The organism is Pseudomonas sp. B26(2017) (assembly GCF_002113045.1).
Taxonomy (GTDB): Bacteria; Pseudomonadota; Gammaproteobacteria; order Pseudomonadales; family Pseudomonadaceae; genus Aquipseudomonas.
This window is the reverse complement of sequence record NZ_NEJJ01000001.1, coordinates 536,484-553,490: the sequence shown is the minus strand read 5'-3', so window position 1 is coordinate 553,490 and position 17,007 is coordinate 536,484. Positions and strand designations below refer to the sequence as shown.

Sequence of the window (17,007 nt, the reverse complement as noted above, 5' to 3'; positions counted from 1 at the left end):
TGGTGGCTTGAGGTTACTCAGGAATGGCCACGCCAATCTTGTCCGAGGCCGACCAGATGCGATAACGCACTTCCACATCCGTCGGTGCGTAAACCACGATCGGCAGCTTGCTGTTGTAGCGCACGGTGAAGCCGTCACCGATGACCGGTACGAACGCGCGCTTTTTCTGGGTGCCGGGTGGGCAGGCCATCAGGGTGCTCATCGGGCCACTGACTTTTTCCAGGCGGTAGAACGGATAGCCCCAGCCTTCGAGGTTTTTCTCTTCGAGGGTGCCGCCCAGGCGCTGGCGGTTGCAGTCGACTTCGAGGGTCTTGCCGGCGAGGATTTCGACTTTGAAGTTTTCTTCCTGGGCCTGTTGCGGCAGGTGGATGACTTGGCGCGTGAAGCCCGCTTCAGCCTTCGGATAAGGCGCGGTGTCTTCAAGCTTGGCGGCGTGGGTGAGGGTGGACAGGCTGGCGAGCATCAGGCCGGCGGTCGCGTAAACAGTGAAATTTCCCATTGAAGCCTCCTGGCGGGTGTACGTTGGTTGACGGGCATTCTCACTGTCACAAGCGATGAATGCAAACCGCCAGCCGCATGCAAATTGCAGTGCCTGCACGATCGGATCTTGCATTTTGCAACTGGCCAGTTGCCTGTCTTTTTGCCAAGTCATTGATTTGCAAGGAGGTGAATGCAGCCTGATGAAAGGCATGTTTTATGCGTTGATTTGGTGCAGCGCACCGAGTTTGGGCGCCTACACTCCAATGGGCATTTCGCATCACAGCCGCTTGTCACAACCCAAGGAATTCAGCGGGGACACACCCGTGGGAAACTGTGGCAACGGTCGACGTGAATACTTGATTGGCAGTCTCACAGTAAGGAGAGGTTTCGCCATGTTTCTGTCTGCCTTGGAACTCCGCAACATCATTGAAAGCAGCTTTCTACCGAAACGCTGCCAGTGCACGCTGTCCCCGGATCTGTCGATGACCGTCAAGGTGTATGGCGATCACAAGACCGATCAGGTTGAGCTGCTGGTGAGTGGCATTGATGCCAGTCATCTGAACAGCTGTCGCGAAATCAACGGCCTGATCGCCGGGTTGCGCTCGGATCTTGCGCAACAATCGGCAATCCATTCAGTGCCGCGATCCCGAGTCGTTTAACTGACTGTTTCACCCAGTTCGACCGTCACGCGCCGGGCCTGCAAGAAGCCAAGGCCCAGCGCGAACTCTACCAGCACCGCGAGCAGAATCCCGGGGCCGGCGTGGCCGTTGAGCCATTCAGCAAAACCCAGCACCGCCAGGCCAAAACAGCCGACGATAAAGCCGTTGCTCAGCGCATTACGCGCGATCGACACCGGCGCGTTGCGCACCAGATAAAACATCACCCCCAGCGCCGCAAACAGCACCGCCATGCGTCGTGCAACAAATCCTGCTGCCTCTGAGTACTCAATACTCCAGATCGCCAGCAACATCTGAGGCGCCAGCCCCCACGCCAAAGACAGCAGAAAACACAGGGAGAAGGTGAGGGTCGAGAGCGTGCGAAACGACAACTGCATGGCGAATCCTTGCGGCAGTGAGGAGGGCCCCGAGCATACCCTTCGAGACCCGTATTCGCCTACCGCAAAGCCGCAAATCAGAGCTTTCTGTCAGTTTTGGAAGCTGCACGCGTCAGATAATTTCCGGTAACTGATTTGCTCGGGTTTGCCGGCGTTGTCGATGTACTTCATGTCGGCGGTGATGACCTTGCATTCCTGTGTCGGCGGCTCAGTCAGGGATACCACTTTGGCGACATGCAACGGCATGCCGTATTCATAGGGAACAGCCTTGGCGGTGTCATTGGCCTGGGCCAGCCCGGCAAACGCGGTGCAGGCGAGGGCAGTGGTGAGCAGGAACGGACGAATGTTCATGATGGACTCCGGTGCGACGGAAAATGAGTTCGGCATGTTGCAAGCCAAACCTGCCGCACTGGGCATCAGCCAGGGACTGAGGGCGTGCGGTTCAGTAGAGTTTTTGACCGCGGCGTTAAGCGATGGTTAACCGGGCTGAACGCCGGCTGTCCGGACGGGGATTGTTTCACGGGGGAGTCTCGGCGGATTCCTACAAGGGTGGATGCCTTGTCTGCTTTCGGCGGCTGGAGGGGGGCGGTTATGGTTTGGTGTCGCTGCAAAATCAGCGGCTTAGGTTTGGTCACCTGAAAAACTCGACACATCTGTGCCATGATTCGCGCCGCGGACACTCACGTCTTCGGAGTACATTGCTGTGGCGGCTGTGTGCAGGGGCGCCTTCGGGCGAGCTGATCGGGTTTCTCAGTTGACCAAGCCTTGCATACAGTCCGCCTCCCATCGTTTGGTCACGGTGTCGGCGGGTCATTGAAGCCTATCGAGTAATGACAATGCCAATCCTGAAACCAAGCTCCGCTCGCTATCTCCCGCTCAACACTGGCGTCACCGACAGCGCACCGCTGGTCATCGACACCCAAGCCAACCCGAAAGACCTCTTCGAAGCCGCCGTGCAACGCATCCGCGCTGCCAGCGACTTGCTCGAAACCCTGCACTGCCTGTGCTTCAAACACGCCGACGTCCAGGACATTCCCCACATCACCCATGCGCTGTACCTGCTGACGCAGGATGGCAGTGATTTGCTGCAGGTTGCGCAGCAGAAAATGTTGAACTGGCAGGCTCCGGTTTAAAGTATCTGTACAGGATGGAGGAGGAGTCGGACGAGACTCCTCCCTGTTCAATTACCAAGAGCCATATGGCACGCCAAATTTTTCAACGTAGGCTTTCGACACTGGGGAAAGTGGGCGATGTTTCCCTCCGGACCCTCCTTCGTAAGGACCACGTGGGTCAACCTCAGCTTGAACGCGAGTAATTTCAACGGGCGTCAGGCATGGGCCGAGGGCCCAGAGTTTGGCAACACCACCTGGAGCAAGTCCGATGACCAAAGCTTCTCGATAACCTGTAATCCATTTTCCATCGGCAGCGCAGTAGGCTTTCTCCTCTTTTCGCATGACTTCTCTGGCCGACTCAGGGATGTCTATGCCCATCTGATAGGTTTGAGGTTCAACCAAGGACTGCCATCGGACGTAGATTTTTTTGGGGAGGTCTGCGCCTGTGAGGTATTTCCCCTTGCCCCAGGCGGGTTTTACCGGCCAACCCTTTGGATTTCCTGTGTTACGAGGTGGAGTCTGAATTGCAGCAACACCACTCATGGCCCGACGGTAGACCTGTCCTTGAATATCGATTACATCGGCTGTTTCGATCCACACTTCCATATAGTTGGGTGCAGAGAAACCCACTCGCCAGGCCTCATAAGGCAGAGAAGCTCCATGAGTAGTCGAGTACGCCACAAGGAAGGAAGCAAAGATTTGTAGGCGCAGGTGTTTCAAAGAAAATTCACCACGCTTTTCGCTGGTCAGTGCATATGCCTATTTCACTGAATTGCTTTTATAACAGGATCTTTATAGTTCTCATCGATTTCTATCCCTGCAGCACGGGCATTGTTTTCAGCAGCGATGCGCGCCTCATGGTCACGCTTCAATTGAGCAGGCAGCAGCTCTTTCCATCTTGCCTTTTCTTCATCTTTGGTAAAGCCTGAAGACCAGAAGTCGCGCTCGCTAAGGAACTCCATCGATAATAAATAGGTACCCGTTTTGTCCGGGGTGTCTTTGGAATCACGGCGCCAAGCTTTAAAGGTCAGATAGACGCCGTCATTGTAGAAATACCAATTGTAGAATGACTCAATTTTCAGCCAGCGATCAATGTCCAGCTCGTAATTCGGATCCAGCCAGGGATGACTGGAAGTCAAGTGCCCCAATACGTTGTCTGGTGACGGAATTTTTCTGATCTGAGACCCGGAAATCCTAGGGTCGCCTGGATAGTAATAGTGACTCCAGCCAGCTGACTGTATTTTTTTTAGCAAGTCATAAATAAAGTCTTTTTGTTTTTCATGCGGGCTGTTGTCAGGGAGGCCTCTCACTGTGATGTCAAGGTTTTCAATGGTGTTGCCTGTCTTTTTGTCTATCACCATTGTGATGCTTGTTGCTTTTTCGATTGAAAGTGAACTGCTTTCATTTTTTACGGTGATGGAGGGCAGCTCTTTTTCATTTGCCGATTTTTTAAATTTGTACCAGCAGAGGTCTAGCTCGCTCATGCATTCTTGAGAGAACTCTAAGGGGCTATTTTGCATGGTTTTTTCTATTTCGCCGCGCAGCTCTATTTCAATGTTGTTTGGTGTGTTCGTCATATTGGATTCACCGTTGTTGCAAGCCGCTAGTAGTAAGCTATAAAGAAATATCCATAAATACTTCATTTGGCATTTGACCAAGTGGAAATTGTCTTGATTTGGCCTTCCATGTAGCTTTCTCGTTCCCCCATGAGTTTATGGTATTGCTTGGCAATGGCTCCAATAAACTCCATTCGGTCTGCTTCGTCGTAGAGATCGCCTTCCGACATTTGCACTCTGAGATCAGGACTTTCAACGTCGCAAGCAGTACTCAACGCAGCTACCCTTACCGGTACGAATGGTGCCCATTCGAAACCTGCTTGCATTTTCAGCGTTGCTCTAAATGGTGTACTTTCATAAATCAAAGGTTGAAGGATGCGACGTTGCTCATGGTCGGCAATAGCAAGTAAAGAGGTAAGCTGGGCGTTTCTTCTTGCTGGTCCCGAAGAAAGTTCCTCGGTTGCTTTGATGGCTTTAAAACCTTTAATGATGTCACTGGTTACAGCCAGATTTTTCAATATTGGCAGTGCGTCATCTGCCCAAGGCAAACTGTCGATATTGGTTTTTATCTGACCTTCGCAACTCCGAGCGTTGCGTTCCGGAGCGCACTCATCAAATTGGTCTTTGTATTTTGCGTAAAACCAATGCCAAACAAAAATATCCTGAAATAACCAGAAATTTCCTTTCCCCAGCGAATTTTTACCAATTCGTAAGGGCGGCTGTACGATTGGTGGGGTAAGCGCGAGATAAGGATCGTTTGGAATGAAGTCCAGCCCGCACTTAACTTGCTTGCTTGCGAATGCTGCTAAACCCATCCAGTAAAACCGGCCTTTTAGTTCTGGCTTTCCATCTTCACCGGATTCTAGATAGAAGCCGGCATACGCAGCCGCAATTCTCGCGGCTCGCGCACTAAAGTCGGATATCAGCTCGTACTTTCCTGAGTTTGCAGTGCGTCGTTTGCTCAGGCGTCGGATAGCTTCTTCTTGTCCCATTGCCCATAACTTTTCGCAACCAAGCACGACTTCATGCACAGAGCATTTTTTGTCGTTGGTTGTAAATGTTGTAATCGGTTGCGCACTCATTTGTTTCGGCTCGCTTCATAGTCATCCGCACCAGATGGAACAGAAAGCTCATCCCATATCAGGTGAGCCTTCACAGCTTCTTTAGCGTCTGTTTGTACTCGAGGGTGAAGTCCATCTGCATCACTTTTCGATATTTGCGGTGTTGCTTCAGAGGGAACAATCAGTGCAGCCTTTACGGACTTGACAGGTTTTCCGAGTTTAGTCACGAACTTGAGTTGTTCGTCAAAACGTTCCTCTATCACTTTGGCTTTAAGTACGCTTCCGGCTCTAGACTGGTCGGCAATGACCGGAATCAGTGGTGCCAAAATCTGAACGCCAGAACCCATACCCGGCGCACCACCGGTATTGGCCTTCACTTCCGCACCGCTGATGGTCACACCACCCGCATCAACCTTGACGAAACTGCCGCCAGCCTTGGCCGTCAGTTCCATACCACCCTCGATCACGACCTTGTCGCCGGCGTGGTAATGAATCTCCGTGCCCGCTTCAACGAACTGCGCAGTGCCGACCTTCACATGCTGGGTCACGCCCACGGTCAGGTGATCGTTGGCGCGCATTTCACTCTTGCGATCCAGATGAGTGATGCGGTGCTCTTCAACCTTGAATTCACTTAAAACATTGGCTTCGACCGTGTCATGCCGTTCATTGCCAACGCGAATCTTCTGGTCGTGCTCAATGTTCTCGTCCCAGTCGCGCTGGGCATGGATGTAGATCTGTTCCGCGCCTTTTTTGTCTTCGATGCGAAATTCGTTGTAGCCCTTGCCGCCGGGTGAACTCAGGGTCTTGAAGGTGCTGCGGGTCTTGTTCGCCGGCAGGTCGTAGGGAACGACGTTTTCCTTGTGGTACAGGCAGCCGGTCACCAGTGGCTGGTCGGGGTCGCCTTCGAGAAAGGTCACCAGCACTTCCATGCCGATCCGTGGGATGGCGATGCCGCCGTAGGCTGCGCCGGCCCAGCCGCTGGCGACGCGTAGCCAGCAGGTGGTCTTGTCGTCGGCCTGACCTTCACGGTCCCAGTGGAATTGCACTTTCACGCGGCCGTACTGGTCGCAGTGGATTTCTTCGCCGGCGGGGCCGGTGACGATGGCGGTCTGGCTGCCGAGGACTTTCGGTTTCGGGTGTTCGAGGGCAGGGCGGTAGTGGGCGTCCCACGGGGTGGCCACGAATGAGTTGCGATAGCCCTGGTGGAAATCGCTCTTGTTGTCGGTGACGTCGCTGGTGACGTTTTCGCCCAGCACTTGCGGCTGCTTGCCTTCGTGGAAGATTTCCAGCAGCAGCCACAAATCGTTCCACTCGGCGCGCGGGTGCTCGGCCAGGGTCAGGAAGTGGCCGGTGGTCAGGGTCGGCTCGTCACTTTTGCCTTCAGCCAGTTTGTAGTCGCTGCGATGGCGTTCCAGGGCGCGGGTCGAGAGGAACTTGCCGCGCTCGCGCGTGGTGAAGCGGCCGGGGTAGTCGTAGTCCTCCAGGTCCGGGGCGAACGCGGACTTGACGGCACCTTCGGGCAGGATCTTCGGTTTTTCGAAATCGTAATCGCGGAGGCTGACGCGGCTGGTGCGGGTTTCCAGGCGCAGGTTGAAGCGCTTGATGACCGGTTTGTCGGCGGTCATGCCGGAGTCTTGCTGGTAGTTCACCGGTTTCAGTTTGCGGAACACGGTCTGGTCGTCGCCGAACACCAGTTTGTGGCCGCTGCTGCTGTGCTGGAAGTGGAAGTGAATGCCTTCCTCTTCGCACAGGCGCTGGATGAAATGCAGGTCGGATTCGTCGTACTGCACGCAGTAGTCGCGTTCCGGATACTCGGCACCGAGCTGGAAGCTGTAGGCGTCGGACAGGATCCCGCGATCTTCCAGCACCTGGGCAATGATCTTCGGCACCGTCATTTGCTGGAAGATCTGCTGGTCATGGTTGTGCCGCAGGTAGGCCAGTTGCGGCACCAGACTGATGCTGTAACGGGTCAGGGTCTTGCCGGAATCACCTTGCTCGATGCGGTACACCAGACCATGAATCTTGCCCTCGCCAGTGGCGCCGAAGGTCAGGCAGCCAGGCTTGTGCAGGAGTTCTTCGAGTTTGAGGTCGGGGCGGGCGCTGACCAGTTTGAGGTCGAAACGGAACGGTTCGTTGAGGGCTTCGCGACCGGTAAAGCTGAGGACTTGCAGGTCGGCGGAGGCGCCTTCGAGCGTGAGGGTAATGTGGGTAGCATTGGCGTCCAGCATGCCTTTATTTCCGTCCTTTGGATTAGCGTGGGCGGATGGTGCAGGATTAAACCGCCTCGTTCAAGGCGCAAATGCCGTAGAAGCACAGGCCTGAAGTCATAGGGAAAACCCTTAGGTCGGCTGTTTCGCCCCATGAAACAGGCACTTGCGCGCGAGAGATTGCGTGCAATCGTCAACCTCAGCGTCCAGGAACAGCCAGTCAGTTTCAGACTAAAGTCGCCTGTAGCACGTCAAAGCCATCTGCCATCATTGCTCTTCACCCCCGCGTGTTCACTGCCTCCCGGTTCTTTATCGACCCGGGACGGGAGCTATTTCCGGTTGTTTGCGCCTCTGCGCAATCGTTGCCCTGTTGGAGTTTTCAATGCGTCCCCCATTTCCCCTCATCACCCCGCGCCAGTCGCTTGGCTTCGGAGCCTTTGTGCTGTGCGCCGGTTTTACCGCGCAGGTCCAGGCCAGCGGTTTTTTCGAAGACACCACGGCGAAGATCGAATCGCGCACGGTGTACTTCAACCGTGATTTCCGTGATGGGCACACCTCCAATGATCAGGGCGCGTCCAAGCGCGAAGAGTCGGCGCAGGGCTTCATTCTCAATCTGCAATCGGGCTACACCGAAGGCACTGTCGGTTTCGGTATCGATGCGCTGGGTATGGCGGGCTTCCAGCTCGATTCCAGCCCTGATCGCAGCAACAGCGGCCTGCTGCCCTCCAGCGGCGACAACCCGCGCGGCTCGAAAGGCCAATACGCAAAAATGGGCCTGACCGCCAAGGTGAAAGTCTCGGACACCGTGCTGAAGTACGGCGCGCTGCTGCCGGATCTGCCGCTGCTCAAGTACAACGACGGTCGCCTGCTGCCGACCATGTTCAACGGGGCAATGCTGACCTCCAAGGAGGTGAAGGACCTGACCTTCATGGCCGCGCGTCTGGACAAATACACCGCGCGGGATTCGACCGATTCGCAAGACATCCGCGTGCACTGCAAGAACAAGCGCTATGCCTGCAACACCACCGCCGATCATTTCGACATGTACGGCTTCGACTACAAGATCAACGATCGCCTGACTGCGCAGTATCACTACGCCGAGCTGGAAGACATCTATCGCCAGCACTTTGTGGGTCTGCTGGCCAATCAGCCGCTGGGTGACGGCGTGCTGAAAGCCGATCTGCGTTTGCTGAAGAGCGCCGACAGCGGTGATGCCAAGGCCGGCTCCATCGACAACCGTGCCTTGAGCGCAATGCTGTCCTACGGCATCAGCGGCCACACCTTCAGTGCCGGCTGGCAGCGCATGAACGGCGACAACTCGATGCCATATCTGGATGGCAGCAACCCGTATCTGGTGAACTACGTGCAGGTCAACGACTTCGCCGCCGCGCAGGAACGTTCATGGCAGCTGCGTTATGACTATGACTTCAAGGCGATCGGTATCAACGGCCTGAGCTTCCTGACCCGTTACGTGAACGGCGATCACGTCAAGGTGCCGGGCAGCGATCAGGAAGGCAAAGAGTGGGAACGCGACAGCGAGTTGAAGTATGTGATTCAGACCGGGACGTTCAAGGATGTCAGCCTGCGTTTGCGCAATGCGACTTACCGTACCAACTACGAGAAGTTTGCCCGGGATGTGGATGAGACCCGGTTGATTGTGAGTTACAACTTTTCGGTGTTGTAACCCATAGGTCGGCGGTGTCTGAGCTGACGCCATCGCGAGCAAGCTCCCACAGGTTTCCCGGGTGCTCACTAAATTGTGGTCACTCTAAATCCCTGTGGGAGCGAGCTTGCTCGCGAATGCGGTTTCATGGCTACCGCTATAGCCAATGCCAGAACCGGCTCCAGAACCCGCGATTCAGATCATCCTTGCACGCGGCGTATTGCTGACCGTACATGTCCGAGCGGTTCTGCACCTTGCGCGCAGTCGGCATCAGCCACGCCTTGCTGGCATAGGTCTTCTGGCGAAAACCGCCCCAGCCTTCGTGGTAGTTGAGGTACTGGTTGTAGGCGTCGTACTTGTACACGCCGTTGATCGAGGTGGTCTTGTCCATGTACCAGCCGACGAAGTCGATGGCGTCGTCGAAGTCTTCGCGATCGGCGCCATATCGGCCGGTGCTTTTCTGGTAATCGGACCAGACCTCATCCTTGGCCTGCGCATAGCCCGAGGCCGTCGAAACCCGGCCCCACGGGATCACCCACAGCAGGTATTTGCGCGGCGTCTTGGCGTCGTAGCGGTAGCCGGACTCCTGATACATGATCGCGAACGGCACCTGGATCGGTACGCCCCAGCGCTTTTGCGTGACTTGCGCCGCGTCGTACCAGTCACTCTTTTCGCGGAAAATCTCGCAGAGGTTTTCCGGCGAACGCGGTGGCGATGTTCCGCAACCGGTCAGCAGTGCCGCCAATACCAACAGTCCAACCGTACGCCCCGAATTCAAAAGCCGTCATCCCGTCGTGCAAAAAAGGGCGCCAGTCTACGCGGTCAGCTCAACTGGTGGCGATAAGGCAAATCCGGACCCGTTTTACTGCATGTAAGGGCGGCGGCCTGTACGGCAAACCTGAGCATGCCGTCGATCTGTTCGCGGCTCAGGTGCTGAACGCCTTCCACCGAATCCAGCTCATGCTCGGTCAGCCAGGTGATCAACGCGGCCTGGAAGGTATCGCCGGCGCCGACGGTATCGGCGATCTTCACCGAGTTCGCCGGCACCGACCATGAACCGTGGGCCCGGCTGAACACCGTCGCACCTTCACCGCCACGGGTCAGGAACACCACCTGACAACGATGCTGCAGCCAGCCTTCGATGACGCGCTGCGGGTCTTGCTCGGGGTACAGCAGGCTCAAGTCTTCGTCGCTGACTTTGATCAAGTCTGCCAACGGCACCAGCGTAGCGATTCGTTCGCGCCACAGGTCGATGTTCGGTTCCGGGTTGAGGCGCACGTTCGGGTCAAGGCTGATCAGGCGCTTGCCGCTTTCACGCTGCACCAGCGCAAGCAAGGTATCGGCAATCGGTTGCACCACCAGCGAGAAGGAACCGAAGTGCAAACCGCGCACCTCAGGGCCCAGCGTTGGCAGGTGTGCCAGGCTCAACTGGCGATCGGCGCAGCCTTCGCCACGGAAGCTGTAATGCGGCGAGCCATTGGCGCCCACCGCGACCATCGCCAATGTGGTCGGCGCAGCGAAATCCACCAGATAGTCCGGACGTACGCCCTCATCCTGCAGCACCTGTTGCAAGCGCCGGCCGAGGTAGTCGGTGGACAACCCGCCGAACAGCGCCGAATCCACGCCCAGCCGGCGCAACCCCACCGCCACGTTGAACGGCGAGCCACCGGCAATCGCCTTGAAATTGACTTTTGAGGCCTGCCCGCCGGCATCGTCATCGCTGAAGAAATCGAACAGCGCTTCGCCACACACCAGGTACATAGTTGTTTGCTCTTTATAAGGTTGCGACATGCAGTCGATAGCGTTCATAGGCCTGCTGGAACGCCGCGACATTCGCGGCAACCGGCAGGGTTTCACTGTTCAGGTCGAGCTTCACGCAGCGCTGGCACAGGTCGGCCAGGGTGTCTTCGTGGCCGTTCGACCACGACTTGCACCACGCCGCCTGAATCGCCGCGCCCAGGGCAGCGGCCTCGCTCTGCTCGGTGCAGATCACCGGGGTGTTCATGATGTCGGCGACGATCTGGCGCCACACCGCACTTTTCGAGCCGCCGCCGATCAGGCAAATGCTGCGGCTTTGTAAACCATTCTGGCGCAACAGATCCAGTCCATAACGCAGGCCGAAGGTGGTGCCTTCGACCGCCGCGCGGCAAAGATTGGCTTGCGTCAGGTTATCGATCGTCAGCCCATGCAGACTGCCAGTGGCGTGGGGAAGGGGTGGCACGCGTTCGCCGTTGAGGAACGGCAACATGCTCACGCCGTCAGCGCCGATCGGGGCCTGGGCCACCAAAGCGTTGAAGGCATCGAGATCGAGGTTGAACAGTTCGCGGATCGCGCCGGTGGCGTTGGTCAGGTTCATGGTGCAGATCAGCGGCAGCCAGCCACCGCTGGAGGAGCAGAAGGTCGCGACCGACGCGTCCGGACTGACCTTTGGCGCTTCGGCGTAGGCGTACACCGTGCCGGAAGAACCGAGGCTCATGGTGATCGCACCCGGTTGAATATTGCCGGTGCCGATGGCGCCCATCATGTTGTCGCCACCACCGCTGGACACCAATGCATCGGGGTTGATGCCCAACTGTTCGGCGATTGCGGGCAGGATCGTGCCGACTGCTTGATGGGCGTCGATCAGCTCGGGCAGCGCGGATTGCAGGCGACCGCTGGCATCGATGTCACGCAGCAGCTGCAAATCCCACTGGCGGGTGCGCACGTTGAAATAGCCGGTACCGGATGCGTCACCGTATTCGCTGCACGCACGGCCGGTGAGCCAGAAATTCAGGTAGTCGTGGGGCAACAGGATCCGAGCGATGCGTGAAAACACCTCTGGATGCTTTTCCTTGGTCCACAACAGTTTGGAGACGGTGTAGCCCGGCGCGATGACCACGCCGAGACGCTCCAGCGAGCCTTGTTCGCCACCCAGGTGAGTCAGCAGGCGATCGTTTTCAGGCGTGGTTTCGGTGTCGCACCAGAGCTTGGCCGGACGCAGGACCTGGCCTTGCTCGTCGAGCAGCACCAGGCCGTGTTGCTGACCGGAAACGCCGATGCCGAGGATCGACTGGCCGTCCACTTTCGCTGCCAGCAGGGCACGGCGAGTGGCGAGGGCGAAGGCCTCCAGCCATTGCGCGGTGTCTTGCTCGCGACGGCCGTTGGCGCCGCTGATCATCGTGTGGGCGGCGGCGCCTTGGCCGAGGACCTGACCGCTGATAGCGTCGAGGATGATGGCCTTAGTGCCTTGAGTGCCGCAGTCGATGCCGAGGAACAGTTGCTGTGTTGTCATGTGCGCTCCACACAGATCGAGGGACGCGGAGCGTCCCGGGCTGCATTCCCACGCAGAACGTGGGAACGATCAGGTCAACAGGTGTTCGAGGGTGCGAGTCACGCCTTCTTCGCGCAAGCTGTTCAGGCACCACTCGAACGCCGCCACAAACTCCTTCGAGCGCGGTATCGCGGTACCGAAGATTTCTTCAACCCCCAACAACCGCTCAGTGATCAAAGCATCCTCCGCCACCAACCCCTGACAGAACGCGGCCCGAGGATCCGGAATCGAGTAAGTGTCGCCATTCTCGTCCACGCCCTTCAAGTACAGCGCCCAGGCCGCCACCACCAACGCCGCCCGTTTGGTCTCCTGTCCGTCGGCAATCAACCGATTGATCGTTGGAATGGTGAACTTGGGAAACTTCGACGAACCATCCGAACAAACCCGCTCCAACTGATCGGCAATCGCCTGATTGGAGAACCGTGCCACCAGCGTGTTCTTGTAGTCGGTCAGGTCGATGCCCGGCACCGGCGCCAGTTGCGGGGTCACGTCCAGATCCATGTAGGCGCGCATATAACGCACGAACAGCGGGTCGTTCATGGTTTCGTGAACGAAGCGGTAACCCTTCAAAAAGCCCAGATAAGTCAGTGCAAGATGGCTGCCGTTGAGCAGTTTGATCTTCATTTCTTCGTAGGGCGAAACATCGTCGGTGAATTGCACGCCGACCTTTTCCCAGGCCGGGCGGCCGTTGACGAATTTGTCTTCCAGCACCCATTGCACGAAGGGTTCGCAGACCACCGGCCAGGCGTCGTCGACGGCGTGTTTGTCCGCCAGTTGCAGGCGATGCGCAGTGCTGGTCATGGGGGTGATGCGGTCGACCATCGCGTTGGGGAAGCTGACGTTGGCGTCGATCCAGTCACGCAGGTCCGGATCCAGCAGCGAGGTGAAGGCCAGCAGCGCCTTGCGGGTGACGGCGCCGTTGTGCGGCAGGTTATCGCAGGACATCACCGTGAACGCCGGAATGCCTGCCGCACGTCGCTTGGCCAGCGCGGCACAGAGGAAACCGAACACGGTTTTCGGCTGTTGCGGGTAAGTCAGGTCGTGCTGAATCTGCGGCAGGTGCGCCATGAACTCGCCGTTGCTGTCATCAATGCAGTAGCCGCCCTCGGTGATGGTCAGCGAGACGATACGGATCTGCGGGTCGGCGAGTTTTTCGATCAGCGCCTGAGCGCTGTCCTCGGCCAGCAGCATGTCGCGGATCGCACCGATGACGCGGACTTCGGTGTCGTCGCTGTCGCCGAGTTCGAACAGGGTGAACAGGTAATCCTGTTCCTTGAGGTCGTCGCGGGCGCGGCGGTCTTCGGCGCGCAGGCCGACGCCGCAAATGGCCCAGTCCAGCGCTTCGCCGGTGTTCATCAGCGCGTCGGTGTAATACGCCTGATGTGCGCGGTGGAAACCGCCGACGCCAATGTGGGCGATGCCCTGGCGGGTGTCGCTGAGGCTGTAGGCCGGCAGTTTCACTTCGGCGGCGAGGCGGTTGAGGTTTTGCTTGTTCAGTTTCATCGGGTCAGTCTCGAAATCAGGCAGCCGCGCGCAGCGGGCGGGTCAGCGCCACGCCGTCGGCATCGAACAGGTGGCAGTGGGCAGCGTCCAGGTGCAGGTTCAGTTGTTCGCCGTAACGGCTCGCCAGATCGCCGCGCACGCGCATGGTCAGGGCTTCGCCGGCGTTGGTCTTGACGTGGCAGAAGGTGTCGCTGCCCAGCCGTTCGCTGACGTCGGCAGTGACTTGCAGGGTGCAGTCGCCCGGTTGCGCCAGTTCCAGATGTTCCGGGCGAATGCCCAGGGTCACGGCGCTGCCGACGCTCAGGTTCGACGCGTTGAATGGCAGGGTGATGCGAGTGCCGGCGTCCAGCGAAACTTCGCAGCTCGCGCCATCGATCCGCGCGATCTGGCCTTTGAGGAAGCCCATTTTCGGCGTGCCGAGGAAGCCGGCGACGAACAGATTGGCCGGGTTGTGGTACAGCTCCAGCGGTGAACCGACCTGTTCAATCTTGCCGCCGTTGAGCACCACGACCTTGTCGGCCATGGTCATGGCCTCGACCTGATCGTGGGTCACGTAGATCATGGTCGCTTTCAGATCCTTGTGCAGGCGCAGCAGTTCAAGGCGCATCTGCACCCGCAGGGCGGCGTCGAGGTTGGACAGTGGTTCGTCGAACAGGAAGATTTTCGGGTTGCGCACGATCGCCCGGCCGATGGCCACGCGCTGACGCTGACCGCCGGACAACTGTTTCGGCTTGCGTTCCAGCATCGGACCCAGTTCGAGAATCCGCGCCGCTTCACCGACTTTCTTTTCGACTTCGGCCTTCGGCACACCGGCCAGGTCGAGGGCGAACGACATGTTCTTCTTCACGGTCATGTGCGGGTACAGCGCGTAGGTCTGGAACACCATCGCCAGATCGCGCTTGGCCGGGCTGACTTCGGTGATGTCGCGCCCGTCCAGTTCGATCGTGCCGCCACTGACTTCTTCGAGGCCGGCGATCAGTCGCAGCAGGGTGGATTTGCCGCAGCCCGACGGGCCGACGAACACCACGAATTCCTTGTCGTTCACCTCAAGGTCGATGCCTTTGATGATGGAGAAACCTTCGAAGCCTTTTTGCAGATTCTTGATTTTCAGGTTGGCCATGGTGGCGCTCCTCTTGCGAATTCTTATTTGACGGCGCCGAACGACAGGCCGCGCACCAGTTGTTTCTGGCTGATCCAGCCGAAGATCAGGATCGGCGCGCAGGCCAGGGTCGAGACGGCCGACAACTTGGCCCAGAACAATCCTTCGGGGCTTGAGTAGGAAGCGATCAGCGCGGTCAGCGGCGCGGCTTTGGACGAGGTCAGGTTCAGCGACCAGAATGCCTCGTTCCAGCACAGGATCAGCGACAGCAGCACGGTCGACGCGAGGCCGCCCTTGGCGATCGGCAACAGCACGCGGAGCATTTCCTGTGCGAGGGTGGCGCCGTCGAGGCGGGCGGCTTCGAGGATGTCTTTGGGAATGTCCTTGAAGTAGGTGTAAACCATCCAGACCACGATCGGCAGGTTGATCAGCGTGTAGATCACGATCAGCGCGATGCGCGTGTCGAGCAGGCCGAAACTCTTGGCCAGCAGGTAGATCGGCATCAGCACGCCCACCGGCGGCAACATCTTGGTGGAGAGCATCCACAGCAGCGTGCCCTTGGTGCGCTGGGTTTCGTAGAACGCCATCGAGTACGCTGCCGGCACCGCGATCAGCAGGCAAAGTGCCGTGGCACTGAAGGAAATCACCACCGAGTTCAAGGCGAAGCTGAAGTATTCGCTGCGCTCATTGATGTGCAGATAGTTCTCCAGCGTCGGCGTGAAGATGAACTGCGGCGGTGTGGCGAAGGCGTCGATTTCGGTCTTGAAACTGGTCAGCACCATCCAGAAGATCGGGAAGAAAATGATGATCGCGATGGCCCAGGCCAGCGTGCCGAGCAGCAGGCTTTGCAGCCGGCGGGATTGTTGAAGAGTCATGGCAGGCCTCAGGCTTTGTCAGTCAGGTTTTTGCCGATCATCCGCACCAGAATGATCGCGGCGATGTTGGCGATGACCACGGCGATCAGGCCGCCGGCCGAGGCCATGCCGACGTCGAACTGCACCAGCGCCTGGTTGTAGATCAGGTAGGCGAGGTTGGTCGAGGCGTAGCCGGGGCCGCCATTGGTGGTGGTGAAGATTTCGGCGAACACTGACAGCAGAAAGATGGTTTCAATCATCACGACCACGGCAATCGGCCGTGCCAGGTGCGGCAAAGTCAGGTGCCAGAAAATCGCGATCGGGCCGGCGCCGTCGAGGCGGGCGGCTTCTTTCTGTTCCTGGTCGAGGGACTGCATGGCGGTCATCAGGATCAGGATCGCGAAGGGCAGCCATTGCCACGAAACAATGATGATGATCGACAGCAGCGGGTAGTGGGCCAGCCAGTCCACCGGTTGCGCGCCGAACAGCTTCCAGATGTAGGCGAGGATCCCGGACACCGGATGGAAAATCAGGTTCTTCCAGATCAGCGCACCGACCGTGGGCATGATGAAGAACGGCGAAATCAGCATCACCCGCACGATGCCTCGACCGAAGAACTCACTGGCCTCCAGCAACGCACTGATCAACACGCCGAACACCACGCTGATCAGCAGCACGCTGCCTACCAGCAGCAGGGTGTTGGTGGCGCCGGGCATGAAGCCTGAGTCAGTCAGGAAGTAGGTGAAGTTTTCCAGCCCGACGAACTCGTTTACGCCGGGGTCGAGCAGGTTGTAGCGGATCATCGAAAAATAGACGGTCATGCCCAGCGGCACGATCATCCACAGCAGCAACAGGGCCACCGAAGGGCTGACCAGGAACCAGCCGGGATTGGCCACGCGGCTTTTGCGCCGGGGCTGCGACAGGTCGATGTGGGCTTTGGCAGTTGAAGTATTCATGGTGATCACAACCGAGTCATACAGACCTATGGAGATCCCCGGTGGGCGCGAGCTGGCTCGCGAAGGCGTCGTGTCAGACAACAAATGTTTCACTGAAACACCGCTTTCGCGAGCAAGCTCGCTCCCACAGGAGGCAGGAGCGAGCTTTACGG

The 17,007-nt window shown here is 58.0% G+C and carries 18 protein-coding genes; 4 read left to right on the top strand and 14 right to left on the bottom strand.

What is annotated here, in order from left to right:
* Positions 1 to 13 precede the first annotated feature (13 nt).
* Entirely contained in the window at positions 14 to 499 is a 486-nt protein-coding gene (gene eco, locus CAF79_RS02300) for a serine protease inhibitor ecotin (protein ID WP_085696252.1), read from the bottom strand.
* A gap of 373 nt (positions 500 to 872) precedes the next feature.
* On the opposite strand from eco, the gene CAF79_RS02295 reads away from it, so the two are divergent.
* The gene (locus tag CAF79_RS02295; protein ID WP_085696251.1) at positions 873 to 1,139 is read left to right on the top strand and encodes a DUF1652 domain-containing protein; all 267 of its coding nucleotides are present in this window, start codon (positions 873 to 875) and stop codon (positions 1,137 to 1,139) included.
* Here CAF79_RS02295 and CAF79_RS02290 read toward each other — a convergent pair.
* Both CAF79_RS02290 and CAF79_RS02285 read right to left on the bottom strand, forming a co-directional pair.
* The gene (locus tag CAF79_RS02290) at positions 1,136 to 1,534 is read right to left on the bottom strand and encodes a hypothetical protein (protein WP_085696250.1); all 399 of its coding nucleotides are present in this window, start codon (positions 1,532 to 1,534) and stop codon (positions 1,136 to 1,138) included. The genes CAF79_RS02295 and CAF79_RS02290 overlap by 4 nt on opposite strands.
* 90 nt (positions 1,535 to 1,624) lie before the next feature.
* Entirely contained in the window at positions 1,625 to 1,885 is a 261-nt protein-coding gene (locus CAF79_RS02285; RefSeq protein WP_085696249.1) for a DUF2790 domain-containing protein, read from the bottom strand.
* On the opposite strand from CAF79_RS02285, the gene CAF79_RS29070 reads away from it, so the two are divergent.
* Positions 1,878 to 2,015 carry a hypothetical protein gene (locus CAF79_RS29070; protein WP_170929684.1) on the top strand — a complete coding sequence of 46 codons (138 nt, stop codon included), beginning with the start codon at positions 1,878 to 1,880 and terminating at the stop codon, positions 2,013 to 2,015. The genes CAF79_RS02285 and CAF79_RS29070 overlap by 8 nt on opposite strands.
* 355 nt (positions 2,016 to 2,370) lie before the next feature.
* The gene (locus tag CAF79_RS02275; protein WP_085696248.1) at positions 2,371 to 2,667 is read left to right on the top strand and encodes a hypothetical protein; all 297 of its coding nucleotides are present in this window, start codon (positions 2,371 to 2,373) and stop codon (positions 2,665 to 2,667) included.
* A gap of 51 nt (positions 2,668 to 2,718) precedes the next feature.
* On the opposite strand, the gene CAF79_RS02270 is transcribed toward CAF79_RS02275, so the two are convergent.
* From CAF79_RS02270 to tssI, 4 genes are all read right to left on the bottom strand, one after another.
* Positions 2,719 to 3,357, bottom strand: a complete 639-nt coding sequence (locus CAF79_RS02270) for a DUF2931 family protein (protein WP_256579226.1) — start codon at positions 3,355 to 3,357, stop codon at positions 2,719 to 2,721.
* Between the two features lie 53 nt (positions 3,358 to 3,410).
* On the bottom strand, positions 3,411 to 4,223 hold the full coding sequence (locus CAF79_RS02265; protein WP_256579220.1) for a hypothetical protein: 813 nt from the start codon (positions 4,221 to 4,223) through the stop codon (positions 3,411 to 3,413).
* Between the two features lie 62 nt (positions 4,224 to 4,285).
* A complete protein-coding gene (locus CAF79_RS02260) occupies positions 4,286 to 5,284 on the bottom strand; it encodes a DUF2515 family protein (RefSeq protein ID WP_085696245.1) in 999 nt (332 codons plus the stop codon).
* On the bottom strand, positions 5,281 to 7,491 hold the full coding sequence (gene tssI, locus CAF79_RS02255) for a type VI secretion system tip protein VgrG (protein ID WP_085696244.1): 2,211 nt from the start codon (positions 7,489 to 7,491) through the stop codon (positions 5,281 to 5,283). Before tssI ends, CAF79_RS02260 begins: the two co-directional genes overlap by 4 nt.
* A 361-nt stretch (positions 7,492 to 7,852) precedes the next feature.
* On the opposite strand from tssI, the gene CAF79_RS02250 reads away from it, so the two are divergent.
* Positions 7,853 to 9,154, top strand: coding sequence for an OprD family porin (locus CAF79_RS02250; RefSeq protein ID WP_085696243.1), 1,302 nt, complete (start codon positions 7,853 to 7,855; stop codon positions 9,152 to 9,154).
* Positions 9,155 to 9,290: 136 nt separating this feature from the next.
* Here the strand turns inward: CAF79_RS02250 and CAF79_RS02245 are convergent, their stop codons facing one another.
* The 7 genes from CAF79_RS02245 to CAF79_RS02215 form a co-directional block, all read right to left on the bottom strand.
* The gene (locus tag CAF79_RS02245) at positions 9,291 to 9,911 is read right to left on the bottom strand and encodes a hypothetical protein (protein ID WP_085696242.1); all 621 of its coding nucleotides are present in this window, start codon (positions 9,909 to 9,911) and stop codon (positions 9,291 to 9,293) included.
* Positions 9,912 to 9,955: 44 nt separating this feature from the next.
* Positions 9,956 to 10,894 (bottom strand): carbohydrate kinase, encoded by a 939-nt coding sequence (locus CAF79_RS02240; RefSeq protein ID WP_085696241.1) that lies wholly within the window; start codon positions 10,892 to 10,894, stop codon positions 9,956 to 9,958.
* Positions 10,895 to 10,907: 13 nt separating this feature from the next.
* Entirely contained in the window at positions 10,908 to 12,404 is a 1,497-nt protein-coding gene (xylB, locus tag CAF79_RS02235) for a xylulokinase (protein ID WP_085696240.1), read from the bottom strand.
* Positions 12,405 to 12,473: 69 nt separating this feature from the next.
* Positions 12,474 to 13,946: a mannitol dehydrogenase family protein gene (locus CAF79_RS02230; protein ID WP_085696239.1), complete on the bottom strand. Its 1,473-nt coding sequence runs from the start codon at positions 13,944 to 13,946 to the stop codon at positions 12,474 to 12,476.
* A 16-nt stretch (positions 13,947 to 13,962) separates the two neighbouring features.
* On the bottom strand, positions 13,963 to 15,066 hold the full coding sequence (locus CAF79_RS02225; protein ID WP_085696238.1) for an ABC transporter ATP-binding protein: 1,104 nt from the start codon (positions 15,064 to 15,066) through the stop codon (positions 13,963 to 13,965).
* Positions 15,067 to 15,089: 23 nt separating this feature from the next.
* On the bottom strand, positions 15,090 to 15,920 hold the full coding sequence (locus CAF79_RS02220) for a carbohydrate ABC transporter permease (RefSeq protein ID WP_085696237.1): 831 nt from the start codon (positions 15,918 to 15,920) through the stop codon (positions 15,090 to 15,092).
* 8 nt (positions 15,921 to 15,928) lie between these two features.
* Positions 15,929 to 16,855, bottom strand: coding sequence for a carbohydrate ABC transporter permease (locus CAF79_RS02215; RefSeq protein ID WP_085696464.1), 927 nt, complete (start codon positions 16,853 to 16,855; stop codon positions 15,929 to 15,931).
* Between the last annotated feature and the right edge of the window lie 152 nt (positions 16,856 to 17,007).

Bases quoted from the DNA above. Each gene is read 5' to 3' on its own strand.
- CAF79_RS02225 (WP_085696238.1), bottom strand. From the start codon at position 15,066: ATGGCCAACCTGAAAATCAAGAATCTGCAAAAAGGCTTCGAAGGTTTC.
- tssI (WP_085696244.1), bottom strand. From the start codon at position 7,491: ATGCTGGACGCCAATGCTACCCACATTACCCTCACGCTCGAAGGCGCC.
- CAF79_RS02230 (WP_085696239.1), bottom strand. From the start codon at position 13,946: ATGAAACTGAACAAGCAAAACCTCAACCGCCTCGCCGCCGAAGTGAAA.
- CAF79_RS02290 (WP_085696250.1), bottom strand. From the start codon at position 1,534: ATGCAGTTGTCGTTTCGCACGCTCTCGACCCTCACCTTCTCCCTGTGT.
- CAF79_RS02220 (WP_085696237.1), bottom strand. From the start codon at position 15,920: ATGACTCTTCAACAATCCCGCCGGCTGCAAAGCCTGCTGCTCGGCACG.
- CAF79_RS02260 (WP_085696245.1), bottom strand. From the start codon at position 5,284: ATGAGTGCGCAACCGATTACAACATTTACAACCAACGACAAAAAATGC.
- CAF79_RS02240 (WP_085696241.1), bottom strand. From the start codon at position 10,894: ATGTACCTGGTGTGTGGCGAAGCGCTGTTCGATTTCTTCAGCGATGAC.
- eco (WP_085696252.1), bottom strand. From the start codon at position 499: ATGGGAAATTTCACTGTTTACGCGACCGCCGGCCTGATGCTCGCCAGC.
- CAF79_RS02250 (WP_085696243.1), top strand. From the start codon at position 7,853: ATGCGTCCCCCATTTCCCCTCATCACCCCGCGCCAGTCGCTTGGCTTC.
- CAF79_RS29070 (WP_170929684.1), top strand. From the start codon at position 1,878: ATGTTCATGATGGACTCCGGTGCGACGGAAAATGAGTTCGGCATGTTG.
- CAF79_RS02275 (WP_085696248.1), top strand. From the start codon at position 2,371: ATGCCAATCCTGAAACCAAGCTCCGCTCGCTATCTCCCGCTCAACACT.
- CAF79_RS02215 (WP_085696464.1), bottom strand. From the start codon at position 16,855: ATGAATACTTCAACTGCCAAAGCCCACATCGACCTGTCGCAGCCCCGG.
- xylB (WP_085696240.1), bottom strand. From the start codon at position 12,404: ATGACAACACAGCAACTGTTCCTCGGCATCGACTGCGGCACTCAAGGC.
- CAF79_RS02285 (WP_085696249.1), bottom strand. From the start codon at position 1,885: ATGAACATTCGTCCGTTCCTGCTCACCACTGCCCTCGCCTGCACCGCG.
- CAF79_RS02295 (WP_085696251.1), top strand. From the start codon at position 873: ATGTTTCTGTCTGCCTTGGAACTCCGCAACATCATTGAAAGCAGCTTT.
- CAF79_RS02265 (WP_256579220.1), bottom strand. From the start codon at position 4,223: ATGACGAACACACCAAACAACATTGAAATAGAGCTGCGCGGCGAAATA.